Origin of the sequence: Photobacterium galatheae, from assembly GCF_000695255.1 — a bacterium.
Lineage (GTDB): Bacteria > Pseudomonadota > Gammaproteobacteria > Enterobacterales > Vibrionaceae > Photobacterium > Photobacterium galatheae.
The window spans coordinates 14,484-29,788 of record NZ_JMIB01000012.1; the positions used below are offsets into that span (position 1 = coordinate 14,484).

The window sequence follows — 15,305 nt, forward strand, 5'->3', positions numbered from 1 at the left end:
TTATGATGTGTGTTTTTGCTTTTGTTGTATGGGTGGCAAAATCGTTCACCAAAAAGCTGCTGTGGCGGGAAAGTACTGAACATTGTCGTGATTGTATGAACTTTTGATCTGATTTTTCCTGCTGGTGTGTCGATATGCGGAAAATGGGTTCACCGGAAAAATAACCGGAAAAGCTGCACAAAATAAAAAACAAATAACTATCAGTGATTTACGGTGTATTTATTTTATGATTTGGCAGGGTGCTAAATTGGTTCAGAAAATTGGTGTTTGGTGCTAAAAAAGCTGTACAGGCTGCCTTGATAATCAAGCTGGCAGCCTGACAGATTGTGAGAATTATTGCTGCTGGTGGCGGCGTTTTTTGTTCGCGTGCTTTTCGATGTACTCAATGATCATGCCCGCGATGTCTTTCCCGGTGGCATGTTCAATGCCTTCCAGCCCCGGAGACGAGTTCACTTCCATGATCAGCGGCCCGCGGTTCGAGCGCAGTAAATCCACGCCAGCGACATTCAGCCCCATGGCTTTGGCTGCCGCGACTGCGGTACGGCGTTCTTCCGGGGTGATTCGAACCAGTGAGGCGCTGCCACCCCGATGCAGGTTAGAGCGGAATTCGCCCTCAGCAGCCTGACGTTTCATTGATGCAATCACTTTATCACCCAGTACGAAACAGCGGATATCGGCACCGCCGGCTTCGGCAATATATTCCTGAATCATGATGTTGGCTTTCAGACCCATGAAAGCTTCGATGACACTCTCAGCGGCTTTCTGCGTCTCAGCAAGCACGACACCAATGCCTTGCGTGCCTTCCAGCAGTTTGATGACAACTGGCGTGCCGCCCACCATTTTGATCAGGTCTTTCACGTCGTCCGGTTTGCTGGCAAACCCGGTGATCGGCATCCCGACGCCTTTGCGGCTCAGCAGTTGCAATGAGCGCAGCTTGTCACGGGAGCGGGAAATCGCGATCGACTGGTTGATGGAAAACACATTCATCATTTCAAACTGACGCAGGACAGAACAGCCGTAAAAGGTAATGTCGGCGCCGATACGCGGAATAATGGCATCAATGCCGACCAGATCATGTCCTTCAAAGTGAATGGACGGCTGGACGGAATTGATGTTCATGTAGCAGCGCAGGGCGTTAATGACCACAGCCTCATGACCGCGTTGCTCGCAGGCTTCACGCAGGCGTCGGGTGGAATACAGGTTTGCGTTCTGGGACAAAATGCCAATTTTCATCGTGTTCTCATCAACAAGCTAGAGGAATCTGAGCTGTTTGGTTGGCGATCCTGATATTTCAGCTCAGTAAAACGGACGCAGAATATGCCTTGAAAGTGACCAGGAATCGAGAGGTTGGACCATGATCTCTTTTGATGGTGACGAGAAGAAAATTTGCTCAATCTGAGGAAGGCCAGTACACATGCAGTCTGGAAAGGTCCCCTGAGACCAAAGGGGGAGGATGGCCTCAGGGGAGGGCTGAATTATTTCAGCACTTTCGGGTTTGAAACGCCCCACAGGGTGTAGAGTTCAGACAGAATTCGGCCTGAACGATCTTCGGTTTCCCCGATGGTGATTTCGTCTCTGCCCTGGCGGCCGAACAGCACGACTTCAGCGCCTGGCTTCACGCCTCTGATGTCTGTGATATCAACCATGGTGGTGTTCATGGATGCACTGCCCAGTACTTTGGCGCGCTGACCGTTGATCAGTACTTCACCCACGCGGCTTAGTGAGCGTGGGAATGCATCAGAGTAACCAATTGGCAGGTTAGCCAGTACAGAATTGCGTTTCAGCGTTTCAGTTTTGCTGTAACCAATGGTCGAACCGGCTGGCAGGCGGTGGATTGAAGCAACCTGAGTTTTGAACGATACAATGCGCTTGTACTCAGGGAACTCCGGCGTCGTGTCACCGTATAGGGCACCACCCGTACGGACCATGTCCAGCTGGGCTTCCGGCACCATCAGTGTGGTGAAAGAGTTGGCTACGTGCAGCAGCACGTCATCACGATCCAGCGATGTGTGGTTAAAGATCCACTGGCTGTCCTGCTTGAACTGGCGCAGACCATCGCGAATTTCATCCAGATTTTCGGTTGGGAAGTGGGTCATGATACCCACAACCTGCAGGTGTCTGGTTGCAACAATCTTTCTGGCTTCTTTCTTGCCGTGCTTCGTGCGCATTTCCAGACCGTTACGGCCCATATTGGCGGAGTTCAGCGCCAGATGGACTGGAATCACGGTGCCGTGTCGTTTTGCGATGCGGTTAATGATTTTCGCCTGCTGCTTGGTGCCGATCAGTTCTTCCAGGTTCAGATCAACCGCTCCCTCAATTTCAGACGGTGTGGCTGCACGCAGACGCATCAGTCGGCCGTTGAAGCCCATGTCGCGAACCAGTTGTGCTTCGGCGTTGCTGGTGATCCCCACACAAGGGATACCGCTTTGAATAACCGAAGGCAGCAGGTTGGCAATACCATTCCCGTAAGCGTCGGCTTTCATCACGGCACAGATGTCCGTATTTCGGCCCACGTAATTTTGCAGGTGCGCAATGTTGGACTCAAAAGCAGCTTTGTCTACTTCGACCCAGGCATTCGACGACTGAACTTCATCCATGTTGTGTGCTTGCTCAATCGCTGGCAGTGTTGGTGCCGCGATTGCCTGCATGGAAGCAGAAGTCGTGCCCATCATAGCCAGGGCAATCAGTGAGTATTTAAAGTTTTTCATGGTGCGTCTCTTTTTCTTGTTTCGGATTACAGGGTGAACTGATTGACGACCTGACGCAGTACATCAGCACGGCGCTTCAGTTCATCAACACCCTGTTGAGCTTCCATCGTAGACAGGCGGTTTTCTTCCGCGCTGTCACTCAGGGAAGCAACGTTGCGAGACAGATGATCTGAGGCGTGAGCCTGCTCCTTGACCGAACCGGCGATTTCTTCCATGCCGGAACTGACCGCTGAGATTTCCTGATTAAAGGAACTGAGGGATGCGTTGGCCTGATCAGCATGCTGCACACTGTTGTCGACGCGTTCGACAGCGGTTTGCATGGTCTGCGTGGTATCACTGGTATCAGTCTGAATGGAACTGATCATCGTACTGATTTCCACGGTGGCCTTCGCTGTCCGTTCAGACAACTGGCGCACCTCATCGGCTACAACGGCGAAGCCACGGCCTTGAGTACCGGCACGGGCAGCTTCGATGGCCGCATTCAGAGCCAGGAGGTTGGTCTGATCGGCAATGTCCTTGATCACTTCGACAATAGAGTTGATTTCACCGGCACGGCTGTCGAGTTGTTGCAGTTTGCCTGCGACCGTATTGGTTTCCTGCTGCACCGACTGCATGCCACGAACCGCATGTTCGATCGCCTCAACGGTGGTTTGTGTCAGCATTTCAAACTGGCCCATCTGTTGATTGGCGTTATCAACAATTTCGGTGATGCTCTGGGCACTGGCTGCCAGCTCTTCGATGGCAGTGGCACTGCTGCCGACATGCTCTGACTGGTTCATGGAACGATCGGCAACGGCACGGATGAGCATATCCAGCTGGGCACTGGTTGCTGCAACGCTGTCAGATGACTGCTGTACTTCCAGCATGCGGTTACGCAGAGCTGCCATGAAGATATTGAACGAATCGGACATTTCACCGATCTCATCCTGACTGCGTACTTTGACCCGCTGGTTCAGGTCCCAGTTGCCGTTGGCCAGCGAGCGTAACACTTCATTCAGGCCGTTAATTGGCGTCACAATCAGGTTCGCAATCATACGGCCGACAATCACGGCGAGCACGAGGAATACAGCAGCCACCACGAAGGTTTTCTTCAGGGTGTCTGCCTTCACTTCATCAATGTCGGTCAGCTTCACATCAATACCGATGACATGCACTTCGCCTTTGTTGTCGCGGAACGGGACAAAAACAGAGCGGTAACGACCAAACTCACCCTGATAGCTCTGGTATTGTTTCTTTTCGGTGCGGAATGCTTCGTTGAGCATGTCTGGTACTTCATCGTATCGCTCCAGATACCAGTTTTTGTACTGGCCGCGTTTCCATTCGTCTGTACTGCGATTGATGTAGGTGTAATAGACCAGGCCGTTGCGACGTACGGTCGAATAAGCCCACTCCAGTTTTGCGCCCTGGGTGAAGTGGGTCAGATGGGATGAAATGTCGTCATAAAGTGCATCGTTCCGACCTTTCTCATCGTTTGGTAAATCGCCGATGAGCTGCTCCACGGCATGGGCAGCCGTGTTCAGTTCAGTATCAATGCTGTTCATCGCTGAGTTGACCAGCGTGTGATAGGAAATCGCAGACAGGGCCGCGATGATGATAAGCGCGATGGCTGTGAACAGCATCGAAAGCTTGGTTTTCAGATTCCAATTAGCAGTCATGACTATTTCCGAATGGTAAAGGTGATGTGAATCACAAAAAAGAGCGATACCTGAGTATTCGGCGGCCAGTCTAATGACAATATTAATAGTTGCAATCCGAATAAATGCTTATTTTTTATTTGTTTTTATTTTGTTAAATAATATTTTTTTAGTTGTTTATTTTGATGTTCTTGAAAATGACAGGATGTTGTTTTTGTTGCAAAAAAAGGCATGATTGTCACGAGCTGGGGTAGGATTTCGGGTCAAATTGACACGGTGACGCTGTGGATAAATCAATCACTTACCTCATCAGCCGAGAGCTGAGCCGGGCGCAATCATCAGCAATTTCAGGTGACTGTCAGTCGGCAGGAAAGTACAGAAAATTAAGTAGGGAAAGTAAGTAAGGAAAGAAAGCAAAGAAATAAAAGCGCTTCATTTCGGGTGGGGGCGGTGAGAAAAATACACCAGACCAAAATAGGGGGGAAATTTGGTCTGATGCGTTCCAATTTATTATTCCAGATGAAGATCCAGCGGTGTTTTACTCGTGCGTCCGCCGATCTCTCGGGTCAGTTTGGGCACAAGATAGCCGGAAACTTTTGCCATCAATCCGGCCATGATCTGGCGGGCCTCGTCATCACTGACCAGAAAATGGGCCGCGCCCTGAACTTTGTCCAGGACATGCAGGTAATAAGGCAAGATTCCCGCATCAAACAGGGCTTCACTCAGTGTGACCTGTGCTGCCACCGTATCATTGACGCCACGCAGTAACACGGCCTGATTGAGCAGAGTGACACCGGTTTCCCGCAGCAGTGTCAGTCCCTGACTCAGTTCATCACTGACTTCGTTGGCATGATTGATATGGGTCACCAGCACGGTTTGCAACCGGGTCTGGCCCAGCAAATCGCACAGCGCCGGGGTTATTCGGGCCGGGATCACCACGGGCAGGCGGGAATGGATGCGCAGCCGCTTAATGTGCGGAATGGTGGCTATGGCCTCAATCAACCAGCGGAGTTCGCTGTCTTTCGCCATCAACGGATCACCGCCGGAGAGGATCACTTCATTCAGTTCCGGGTGGGCGGCAATATAGTCTAGTGAAGCTTGCCACTGACGTTTCCCGCCCGGGTTGTCCTGATACGGGAAATGACGACGGAAACAGTAACGGCAGTTGATGGCACAGCCGCCTTTGACGATCAGGAGCACCCGGTTGCGGTATTTGTGCAGCAGTCCCGGCTGGTCATTGTCTTGTTCTTCGAGCGGATCGTGCGAATAGCCTTCATGCACCTCAAATTCTTCAGCCAGCGGCAACACCTGTCGCAGCAAGGGATCCTGCGGGTTGCCAATTTCCATTCTATCGACAAAGCTTTTGGGGACACGCTGCGCAAACAATTTTTTGGCTGCCAGACCATCCTGCCAGGGGGCGGGATCTATCTGCAGCAAATGAAGCAGTTCAAGCGGATCCGAGATCGCATTGGCTAACTGTTCGAGCCAGTTTTGCTCAACAGTGGCGACGTTTCGGGTTATGATGTGCGGCATGAAAATAACTCGAAGATGTTAAGAGGAAAAAAATGGCGTCTTTCAGCACGAATGAATTCCGCGGCGGAATGAAAATTATGCTCGATAATGAACCATGTGTCATTATCGAAAACGAATTTGTGAAGCCAGGCAAAGGCCAGGCATTCAACCGAGTCAAAATCCGTAAGCTGCTGTCTGGCAAGGTTCTGGAAAAAACCTTCAAGTCTGGTGACACAGTTGAAGCAGCAGACGTCGTGGATACAGATCTGGATTACCTGTACAACGACGGTGAATTCTACCACTTCATGAATAATGAAACCTTCGAACAAATCGCAGCTGATCTGAAAGCAGTGGGCGACAACGCGAAGTGGCTGGTCGAAAACAACACCTGTACGCTGACCCTGTGGAATGGTAACCCAATCGCTGTGACGCCACCAAACTTTGTTGAGCTGGAAGTGGTTGAAACCGATCCGGGCCTGAAAGGTGATACACAGGGTACAGGTGGTAAGCCTGCAACGCTGTCAACCGGTGCAGTGGTTCGTGTGCCGCTGTTCATCCAAATCGGTGAAGTGATTAAAGTTGACACCCGCTCTGCGGAATACGTCAGCCGCGTGAAGTAATTCATTGCGTGATCAGACAAGGGCCGCATTATGCGGCCTTTGTCGTTTTCATGCCTCGCTTCGTGTCCGCAATTTTCGACTCTGATGAAAGAAGACTCTCCTATGACAATGCATTGGCAACCAACGGCCGATCTGGCGAACCTGCGTCAGCGGGCCGCTATTCTGGCGTCTATTCGTGAATTTTTCGCACATCGTGGTGTTTTGGAAGTGGATACCCCGGCGATGAGTCAGGCGACCGTCACCGATATTCATCTGCACACGTTTAACACTGAGTTTGTTGGGCCGGGGTTTGCCGACGGTCAGACGCTGTACCTGATGACCAGTCCGGAGTTTCACATGAAACGCTTGCTGTCGGCGGGTAGCGGACCGATTTATCAGATCTGTAAATCATTTCGCAATGAAGAATCTGGTCGCTACCATAATCCGGAATTCACCATGCTGGAGTGGTACCGCCCCGGCTTTGATCACCATGCGCTGATGGATGAAATGGATGCTTTGCTGCAACAGGTGCTTTCATGTGGCGCGGCGGAGCGGATGAGCTACCAGCAGGCATTTTTACAGGTGCTGTCGGTATGCCCGCTGACTGCGTCAATGGATGAGCTGAAGCAAGCTGCGTTGCCACTGAATCTGGGCGATGTTGCTGCCCATGAAACCGACCGTGACACCTTGCTGCAATTGATGTTCAGCATGGGGGTCGAGTCGGTGATCGGCCAGCAGGTCCCGGTGTTTGTTTATGATTTCCCGGCCTCGCAGGCGGCACTGGCGCGGATCAGTCCGGCAGACTCTCGTGTGGCGGAGCGGTTTGAGGTTTATTTTCAGGGGATCGAACTGGCGAACGGTTTTCATGAACTGTCCGATGGTGATGAGCAGCAGGCACGCTTTGAAGCAGATAATGCCAAGCGCCTGACGATGGGACTGACCGAACAGCCGATCGACCATCACTTAGTTGCTGCCCTGAAAGCTGGTTTTCCGGACTGTGCCGGCGTGGCGCTGGGCATTGACCGTCTGATCATGCTGGCGCTGGGCCAGACGCATATTGCGCAGGTGACCGCCTTCCCGGTCACCATCGCTTAATTCCGTTGGGCTTGGTGGATTCAGTGACCGAGGATCAGCCCGGTGCCGACCACGGCCAGCAGTGCACCCAGCCAGGCGGCACCCGGTGGCCGATGGCGGGTGTACAGCCATAACAGCGGCAGGATCAGAATCGGTGTGGTGGCGGAGAGCAGTGCCACCATGCCGACATCGCCGTGCTGCAGGGCAAACAAAATCAGCGTCATCCCGACAGTCATCGCCAGAAAGCCGTTCAGGGCGACCATGCCAAGAATGGGCAGGGTGATGGGCTGTAAGGGCCGGGCAATTTTCGCACCACTCAGCCGAAGTACACTGTGTGCGCCAAATGCGGTTGCCATCCGAATGGCTGAAGCGGCGACCGGATCCAAAGATGTCTGCATTGCGGGTTTGGCAATGATGGCCCCCAGCGACTGACACAGCGCGGCAGTTAATCCGAGGATGATGGCAACGCCCAGACGACCGGTCATCGCTTCAATCTGATGCTTCTGGCTTTTCTGACCAAACAGAATCGCGGTCAGTACTCCGGCAAACACCAGTACAGCCCCCACCAGTTTCCATCCCAATAAGGTTTCATCGAACAACCAGATGCCCAGCAGGGCGGAGAACACGGCGTGGCAGGAGAACAGCAGGCCAGCCCGGCGTGGCCCCATGCGGTTAAAACAGGCAAACAGAGCAGTATCGCCAATGAATATCCCGATCAGACCGGACACAGCCATTACCAGTGCAACATCCCAGGAAACTGTTGACCAGCCGCCATTGAGCAATGCCATGACCGACAGCATCAGGGTGACACAAGCCATGCGCCAGCGGCTGTAGGCAAACGCACCTAAATGACGGGAAGGTGTCACCGAGATTAAACTGCTGATCGCCCAGAGTGAGGCCGCGGCCAGCGCCAGCCATTCGTAACCCATGAATATCCTTATCGAAAAAATACGGTGGTGACAAAGTGTTGTCCTGACAGGGCGCTTATCATGCAGGAAAGCGGCGGGAAATGGTATGGGATGAGGGGAGGGGAACGCATAAAAAACGGCCAGCGCTTGGCTGGCCGGGAGGGTGAAGATTGTTCGGCGCTTAAATCTTGAAGCGCGAGACGTCGGCCCGCATTGCTTCTGCGGCCTGGCTCATGCCTTGGGCGCTGTGGCTGACATCCTGTGTCTGAGTCGCCAGATGATCTGAGACGTCACGGATCGTCTGGGTATTACGGCTGATGTCTTCACTCACCGCGCGCTGTTCTTCTGCGGCACTGGCGATTTGAGTTGCCATATCAGAAATCTCTCCGATGGCCCGGGTGATCTGCGTCAGGCTGTCACTGGCTGCCTGCGCATAGTCCACACTCTGGCCCGCCAGATCGGTACTGGCTCCCATACTGTCGACCGCGTGACGGGTATTGTTTTGCAGGGTTTCAATCATGGCGCGGATTTCTTCTGTGGAATCGTGGGTTCGCTGGCTCAGCACCCGAACCTCATCGGCAACCACGGCGAAACCGCGTCCCTGTTCACCGGCTCGTGCCGCTTCGATGGCGGCATTCAGTGCCAGCAGATTAGTTTGTTCGGCAATGCCCTGAATGGTGGCCAGAATATGGTTGATATCCTGCGCATTGGCTTCCAGTGCCTGAATCACGTTGGCCGCTTCCTGAACCTGATTGGCCAGCGAGACAATGGCTTCGCGGTTCTGACTGATGACCGCCTGTCCCTGATCGCAGGCGCTGGTGGAAGATTGTGCGGCTGCGGCGGTCAGTTCAGCATGGCTGGCGACTTCAGCCGCAGTGGCCGACATTTCGTGGATTGCTGTCGCGATCTGGTTGATTTCGCCTTGCTGGCCATTGACCCGCTCTGAAGCCTGGCGGGCCTGATAGAATGACTGTTCGGCCTGTTCACTGAGGTTGTGGGAACGGTCAACAATCCCTTTGATCATCTGTTGCAGCTGGCTGAGGAACAGGTTCATGTTTTCGGCCAGTTCACCGACTTCATCCATGCGCTGGATTTCAATTCGCTGGGTCAGATCGCCATTCCCCTGAGTCAGCGCATGAACCGAACGGTTCAGATCGTTCAGTGGGCGCAGCAGGCTGTTGATGATCAAGCCGGCCAGGATGGCAATCACTGCGTAAATCAGCAATGAAGCCAGCAGGGTGAAAGACAGGGTTTTGCCGATAGCGGCATAGGCCAGCGTTTTATCCTGAACAATCCCGACCGACCAGTCTGTCCCGGCAATCGGTGCGATTCGGATCAGCTTCTCCTGATTGTCTTTATCAAAATGGAACTCGGCGACCTTCTGGCTGCTGGTCAGGCTGCGGATAAAGGCGGACGTCAGTTCATTATCCAGCTGGGTCAGCGGCTTGCGGCTGAGCGATGCGTCCTGATAGGCGACCAGGGTATTGTTGCCGTCGATCAGGAAAGCGAAGCCGGCATTGTCCAGTTTGAGGCCAAGAATTTTATCAATGATGTGAGTGACCGTCAGATCAGCTGCCAGTACGCCTTGACGCTCGCCGTTGAAAGAACGGGCAAAGCTGACGACCAGACTGCCATCAAAATCCTGATAGGGTTCGGTCAGGATCAGCTTGCTGGATTTCATCGCGTCCTGATACCAGGGACGGGTGCGCGGGTCATAGTCAGACGGCCAGTCTTCGGTTTTATCGCCGTAGGCGATACTGCCATCGGAAAAGCCTGCGTACACAGAAAGAAAGTGTCCGGCGTTCTTGGTCAGCAAAAGTTCACGGTCGACATTGTTGTCTGTTGCGATCAGCGGCAAATTGGCCAGCAGCATATCGCGGCGGGCGTTCAGCCAATCGGCAATATAGTCCCCGGTTGCGGCCCCGATGGCGCTCATCTGGGCGTTCACTTCACTGGTGGTTTCGTTGCGGAGCTGAGAAATAGAAATGCCAGCTTGAATTGCACTGACGATTGCAATGATGGCAGCGATCGCTACCTGTATTTTGAGCTTTATTGTGAGTTTCATACTGCAATTCCGGGGGTCTGTCCTTGCCCTTCTCATCCCGACGGAGGGCGAGCGAATTTAGGTCTGTTGACCTTGCGAGTCACCCGTTATTATCAGCGAAACTGATGTCAGCTTGACGCAAAATTGAGAGGTCTGTTGTTAGGATGTGAGCCTGCTCCAATATCCCTGTTCTCGCTTTCTCCACTATCACTCATAAAATCAATAAGGCTGCCAGATAGAGCAGTAGCAGGCCACTGAGCCCGACCAGCACACCAATTTTCATCATGTCTCGACTGTCAAAAAGTCCAGTGGAATATGCCAGGGAGTTGGGCGGTGTTGAGACCGGTAGCACCATGCCCAGTGAGGCTGAAAAGGCTAGAATCACCAGCATAGACGGCAGGCCTCCTGCGTTTGCCAGTGCCGGAACTGAAGTCGCGATGGCTGCGCCAATCGGCATCAACAGGTTTGCTGTCGCCGTGTTCGACATGAAATTTGCCATCAGCCAGCATAGCAGTGACAGCAAAGCCAGGATCAACAGCGATGGCAGGGCTTCATAATTGATAGCGTGCGCCAGTTGTCTTGCCAGTCCGGTCTTTTCAAGCGCCATTCCGATGGCAATCCCCCCGGCAACCAGCCAGAGCACATCCCAGTTAAACAGCTTGAGTTCTTCTTTGCCGATGATACCGGTCAGGGCAAAAACGGTGAGTGGGATCAGGGCGACCACATAAGCATTCATGCCATGCAGCGCCGTTGTCAGCCAGAGCAGGATGGTTGCGCCGAAGGTCAGATACACCACCCAGGCATGCCAGTTGTGCTGAAACTGACCTTCCAGCCGTAACTCCAGTGTGGCCAGCCGGGTTGGGAACAGGCGTTGTAGCAGCCACCAGGCGAGTCCGAGTTGTACCAGGACAAAAGGCAGACCAATCGCCATCCATTCAAGGAAGCTGATACTGTGCTCTTCGGTCAGGTATTGCAGGGCAATAGCATTGGGCGGCGTGCCAATCGGAGTTGCGATGCCGCCGGTGTTGGCAGCGACTGGCACGGCCAGCACCAGCGCTTTGACACCTGAATCTTCTTTGGGCACCGCAGCCAGAATTGGCGCCAGCAGTGCCAGCATCATGACTGTCGTCGCAGTATTGGACATGAACATCGAGAAAATAGCCGTAATCAGCATCAAACCGAGCATGATATAGCGGGGCTCATTGCCAAAAGGGCGAAGCAGCACACGGGCCAGATTGGTATCCAAACGGTATTTCGCGGCTGCAATCGCCAGCGCGAAGCCGCCCAAAAATAGCATGATGATGGGTGAGGCGAAGGCGTGAAAAATATCGGTGTAGGGAAGTAACTCGCCAAGTGGTGTTTCGCCGGCTGAATGACGGAAAGTGAGCAGGCTCTGATCAGAGAGCAGTACCAGTTCCAGCACAATAATGAGCAGAGAAGTGGCGTATACCGGCACCGGTTCTAAGACCCAGAGCAGTGCAGCCATGACGAAAATAGCCAGCAAACGGTGCTGGATCAGGGTCAGTCCGTCCAGCGGCAGGGATTCGGTGGGCATTTGCAGCAGGGCAAATGGTAAGCCAAAGGCGAACAATAACTTCAGCAGTTGTGAGAAAGATAGTTCCGGCATTCCCTGTGCTCTCTGTATAGGCAGACAGCGACAGCATATCAGTTTCATCCGGATGCATAGGATGGCGCAGATCAAAAAGCAGGATCAAAAAGGGACGTCTGTAAACGTCCCTTTGTTGTTTTGCGTGCTGTGTCTGTTATGCGTCACTGCTGGTGTCAGTGGCCTGTGCTGTCGGTGCAGATTTCAGGCGGGCATAAGCTTCACCCATACGGGTCGGAATATTTGGTGCCAGGTTGGCTTCGAAGTCGATCATGTCTTTTGGGAACAGGTTGATGACGGTTGAGCCTAACTTGAATCGGCCCATTTCCTCACCTTTTTTCAGAGTGATAGCCTGTTCACCTTCCGCAGGATAGTCCCAGCGGCGCACAACCGGACCACGGGGTGGGTTAATCGTCCCGGCCCAGACGGTTTCGATGCTGCCAACAATGGTGGCACCAACCAGTACCTGAGCGACCGGACCGAATTCGGTATCAAAAATACAAACCACACGTTCGTTACGGGCAAACAGGTTCGGGACGTTCTCTGCCGTCAGCGGATTGACCGAGAACAGATCGCCCGGAACATAAATCATCTGGCGAAGTGTGCCGTCACATGGCATGTGAACACGGTGATAATCTCGCGGTGACAGATACAGAGTTGCGAATTCACCGGCTGCGAATTCATCAGCCAGTGCCTGATCACCACCCAGCAGTTCGACGGCTTCGTAGGTGTGGCCTTTGGCCTGAATCAGCTGGCCTTTTTCAATTGGACCGAGCTGGCTGACGCAGGCATCTGCCGGGTGACAGAAGGCATCTTGCTCATCGTTGAGCGGACGTACGTCTTCTTTCAGTTCACGAACAAAAAAGTCGTTGAAGGTTGCATAATATGCCGGGTCTTCGTGGCGCGCTTCGGACATATCGACTTTGTAGCGGTTGATAAACCAACGGATGACCGCTGTGGTCACAAAGCCGCCTTTCAGATCAGCCAGCTTGCCTGCCAGACGGGTCAGGGCGTGTTTCGGCGCGCAGTATTGCAGGCCAATTTTCAGGTTATCGCTCACAATAAGATCCCAAATCTATTACAAATCAATGGTTTGGTCTGTCACTTCACGCGACGCTGACCCGGGCTGCGAATTCTATCCGAATTCACAGGCCAAGTCAGGCTGAGCTCCCGACAGAGGAAGCCTGTTCGCAAAATGACGGCTTAATTTTGCTTGTTGCGGGAAAACTGACGGTTCGCAATGTTTTCCGACATACTGTCAATGATTTTATGGTAGCTGTCGAATCGTTCCTGGCTGATTTTGCCATCTTCCAGCGCTTCGCGCAGCAGGCAGCCCGGATCATCTTTGTGCTTACAGTCTCGGAACTTACAGCCTCCCAGATAATCTCTGAATTCGACAAACGCTTTGGTGACTTGTTCCGGCTCTAAATGCCAGAGACCAAATTCACGCACCCCGGGTGAGTCGATCAGATCACCGCCGTCGGCAAAGTGATACAACCGGGCTGCCGTGGTGGTGTGTTGGCCCAGACCGGAGTTTTCCGAGACGTCGCCGATTTCAGCTTCAACTTCAGGCATCAGGGCATTGACCAGGCTGGATTTACCCACCCCGGATTGTCCGGCAAAGATGCTGATGTGATCTTTTAGATCGGCTTTCAGAGTTTCTAATCCTTCGCCCGTCATCGTACTGACATACCGCACTTCATAGCCGATCTTCCGATACAGCGACAAAGTTTCCTCGACCCGCTGACGGTTGTCATCATCCAGCAAATCGACTTTGTTCAGCACAATGAGTGGTTCAATCTCAACGGTTTCGGCTGCAACCAGATATCGGTCGATAATATTGAGCGACAGTTCCGGCAGCACCGAGGAAACGATGATAATGCGATTCACGTTCGCCGCGACGGGTTTCACGCCGTCATAATAGTCGGGACGTGTCAGCATGGAAGTCCGTTCATGGACAGCCTCCACCACACCCGCAATGCCCTGCAGCGCTTCGACGCCTGGACGCCAGACAACCCGGTCCCCGGAGACCAGACTCTGAATGCTGCGACGCAGGTTGCAGCGGTGGATGTCACCGGTTTCCGGATCTTCGATATCGGCATGCTGGCCGAAACGGGTGATCACCAAGCCTTCACGGGCGCTTTCCAGTAGGGCTTCGTCCCACTGGATATCTTCAGCACCCTGTTTCAGGCGCTTATTTTGGTTAGAGCGGACACGTCGGCTCTGACCTTTAGTCAGCTTTTTCTTTTTTGCCACAAGAATATCGTTCTGTTTGGTTGGCTTTCATTTCAGGCTAAGTATGATACATGCTTTAGTCATCAAATAGGCAACTTCCAATGACAATCAGCGATCAGAATCTGATTTGGATCGATCTGGAAATGACAGGTCTGGACCCGGATACTCACAAAATCATTGAAATTGCGACCATTGTGACCGACGCGCAGCTCAATATTCTGGCTGAGGGGCCGGTACTGGCAATCCATCAGCCGGAAGCAGAACTGGCCAAAATGGATGAATGGTGCACCAATACTCACACCGGAAGTGGGCTGGTGGCCCGAGTTCAGCAAAGCCAGATTGATGAGCAGGAAGCGGTTCGTCAGACCATTGCGTTCCTTAAACAGTGGGTGCCTCAGGGCAAGTCCCCGATTTGCGGCAACAGCATTGGCCAGGATCGTCGCTTTTTGTACCGCCATATGCCGGAACTGGAGCAGTATTTTCATTATCGCTATCTGGATGTCAGTACGTTAAAGGAACTGACGCGTCGCTGGAAACCTGAAGTTTTGGATGGTTTTCACAAGGAAGGCAGCCATTTGGCGCTGGATGACATTCGTGAGTCCATTGCGGAATTGCGTTATTATCGTGAGCAAATCTTTAAGATCTGATGCTTAAATGAGCGCTTGAACGAGAAGGCGGAGTTTTTTTTGCAGAAGTATTGCATCCGCCTTTTTTCCTCGTATAATGCGCAGCCTCGAAAGGCAATAATGTTTTAGTTTGCTTTTCAGTATATTCGGACGCGGGGTGGAGCAGCTTGGTAGCTCGTCGGGCTCATAACCCGAAGGTCGTCGGTTCAAATCCGGCCCCCGCAACCAAATTTTTATCGATAGTTTGGGTGGTTTCAATGTCATAACCCTCAGGCCGTCGATGGATGCGCCGCCCGGTACAAATCCGGCCTCCGCAACCAGCGAATTCAGATGATTTGACATATGTCAGGTTGTCGAAA

The 15,305-nt window shown here is 52.9% G+C and carries 12 protein-coding genes and 1 tRNA gene; 4 read left to right on the plus strand and 9 right to left on the minus strand.

Annotated features, from left to right (window positions below; genetic code table 11):
* Positions 1-333 precede the first annotated feature (333 nt).
* The 4 genes from rimK to epmB form a co-directional block, all read right to left on the minus strand.
* Positions 334-1,233 carry a 30S ribosomal protein S6--L-glutamate ligase gene (gene rimK, locus EA58_RS07220; protein WP_036750850.1) on the minus strand — a complete coding sequence of 300 codons (900 nt, stop codon included), beginning with the start codon at positions 1,231-1,233 and terminating at the stop codon, positions 334-336.
* A gap of 242 nt (positions 1,234-1,475) precedes the next feature.
* The gene (alr, locus tag EA58_RS07225) at positions 1,476-2,708 is read right to left on the minus strand and encodes an alanine racemase (protein ID WP_036750851.1); all 1,233 of its coding nucleotides are present in this window, start codon (positions 2,706-2,708) and stop codon (positions 1,476-1,478) included.
* Between the two features lie 26 nt (positions 2,709-2,734).
* Positions 2,735-4,363: a methyl-accepting chemotaxis protein gene (locus EA58_RS07230; protein WP_036750852.1), complete on the minus strand. Its 1,629-nt coding sequence runs from the start codon at positions 4,361-4,363 to the stop codon at positions 2,735-2,737.
* 489 nt (positions 4,364-4,852) lie between these two features.
* Positions 4,853-5,875, minus strand: a complete 1,023-nt coding sequence (epmB, locus tag EA58_RS07235; RefSeq protein WP_036750854.1) for an EF-P beta-lysylation protein EpmB — start codon at positions 5,873-5,875, stop codon at positions 4,853-4,855.
* Positions 5,876-5,907: 32 nt separating this feature from the next.
* Between epmB and efp the strand changes: the two genes are divergently transcribed.
* Together efp and epmA are read left to right on the plus strand one after the other, a co-directional pair.
* Positions 5,908-6,474, plus strand: coding sequence for an elongation factor P (efp, locus tag EA58_RS07240; protein WP_036750855.1), 567 nt, complete (start codon positions 5,908-5,910; stop codon positions 6,472-6,474).
* A gap of 102 nt (positions 6,475-6,576) precedes the next feature.
* Positions 6,577-7,548, plus strand: coding sequence for an elongation factor P--(R)-beta-lysine ligase (epmA, locus tag EA58_RS07245; protein WP_036750856.1), 972 nt, complete (start codon positions 6,577-6,579; stop codon positions 7,546-7,548).
* 20 nt (positions 7,549-7,568) lie between these two features.
* On the opposite strand, the gene EA58_RS07250 is transcribed toward epmA, so the two are convergent.
* The 5 genes from EA58_RS07250 to rsgA all read right to left on the minus strand — a co-directional run bounded on the left by EA58_RS07250 (position 7,569) and on the right by rsgA (position 14,341).
* Positions 7,569-8,456 (minus strand): DMT family transporter, encoded by an 888-nt coding sequence (locus EA58_RS07250; RefSeq protein ID WP_036750857.1) that lies wholly within the window; start codon positions 8,454-8,456, stop codon positions 7,569-7,571.
* 160 nt (positions 8,457-8,616) lie between these two features.
* Positions 8,617-10,500: a methyl-accepting chemotaxis protein gene (locus tag EA58_RS07255; RefSeq protein ID WP_036750858.1), complete on the minus strand. Its 1,884-nt coding sequence runs from the start codon at positions 10,498-10,500 to the stop codon at positions 8,617-8,619.
* 190 nt (positions 10,501-10,690) lie between these two features.
* Positions 10,691-12,106, minus strand: coding sequence for an SLC13 family permease (locus EA58_RS07260; RefSeq protein WP_036750859.1), 1,416 nt, complete (start codon positions 12,104-12,106; stop codon positions 10,691-10,693).
* A 136-nt stretch (positions 12,107-12,242) separates the two neighbouring features.
* Positions 12,243-13,145 carry an archaetidylserine decarboxylase gene (gene asd / locus EA58_RS07265; protein WP_036750860.1) on the minus strand — a complete coding sequence of 301 codons (903 nt, stop codon included), beginning with the start codon at positions 13,143-13,145 and terminating at the stop codon, positions 12,243-12,245.
* A gap of 143 nt (positions 13,146-13,288) precedes the next feature.
* The gene (gene rsgA / locus EA58_RS07270) at positions 13,289-14,341 is read right to left on the minus strand and encodes a small ribosomal subunit biogenesis GTPase RsgA (protein WP_036750862.1); all 1,053 of its coding nucleotides are present in this window, start codon (positions 14,339-14,341) and stop codon (positions 13,289-13,291) included.
* A gap of 80 nt (positions 14,342-14,421) precedes the next feature.
* Between rsgA and orn the strand changes: the two genes are divergently transcribed.
* Positions 14,422-14,967 (plus strand): oligoribonuclease, encoded by a 546-nt coding sequence (gene orn / locus EA58_RS07275; RefSeq protein WP_036750864.1) that lies wholly within the window; start codon positions 14,422-14,424, stop codon positions 14,965-14,967.
* Positions 14,968-15,097: 130 nt separating this feature from the next.
* A tRNA-Met gene (locus EA58_RS07280) sits at positions 15,098-15,174 on the plus strand.
* Positions 15,175-15,305 lie beyond the last annotated feature (131 nt).

What these genes read in the sequence shown, in the direction of transcription:
- EA58_RS07250 (WP_036750857.1), bottom strand. Translation starts at nt 8,456, where the DNA reads ATGGGTTACGAATGGCTGGCGCTGGCCGCGGCCTCACTCTGGGCGATC.
- orn (WP_036750864.1), top strand. Translation starts at nt 14,422, where the DNA reads ATGACAATCAGCGATCAGAATCTGATTTGGATCGATCTGGAAATGACA.
- epmA (WP_036750856.1), top strand. Translation starts at nt 6,577, where the DNA reads ATGACAATGCATTGGCAACCAACGGCCGATCTGGCGAACCTGCGTCAG.
- EA58_RS07255 (WP_036750858.1), bottom strand. Translation starts at nt 10,500, where the DNA reads ATGAAACTCACAATAAAGCTCAAAATACAGGTAGCGATCGCTGCCATC.
- alr (WP_036750851.1), bottom strand. Translation starts at nt 2,708, where the DNA reads ATGAAAAACTTTAAATACTCACTGATTGCCCTGGCTATGATGGGCACG.
- EA58_RS07260 (WP_036750859.1), bottom strand. Translation starts at nt 12,106, where the DNA reads ATGCCGGAACTATCTTTCTCACAACTGCTGAAGTTATTGTTCGCCTTT.
- epmB (WP_036750854.1), bottom strand. Translation starts at nt 5,875, where the DNA reads ATGCCGCACATCATAACCCGAAACGTCGCCACTGTTGAGCAAAACTGG.
- EA58_RS07230 (WP_036750852.1), bottom strand. Translation starts at nt 4,363, where the DNA reads ATGACTGCTAATTGGAATCTGAAAACCAAGCTTTCGATGCTGTTCACA.
- efp (WP_036750855.1), top strand. Translation starts at nt 5,908, where the DNA reads ATGGCGTCTTTCAGCACGAATGAATTCCGCGGCGGAATGAAAATTATG.
- rimK (WP_036750850.1), bottom strand. Translation starts at nt 1,233, where the DNA reads ATGAAAATTGGCATTTTGTCCCAGAACGCAAACCTGTATTCCACCCGA.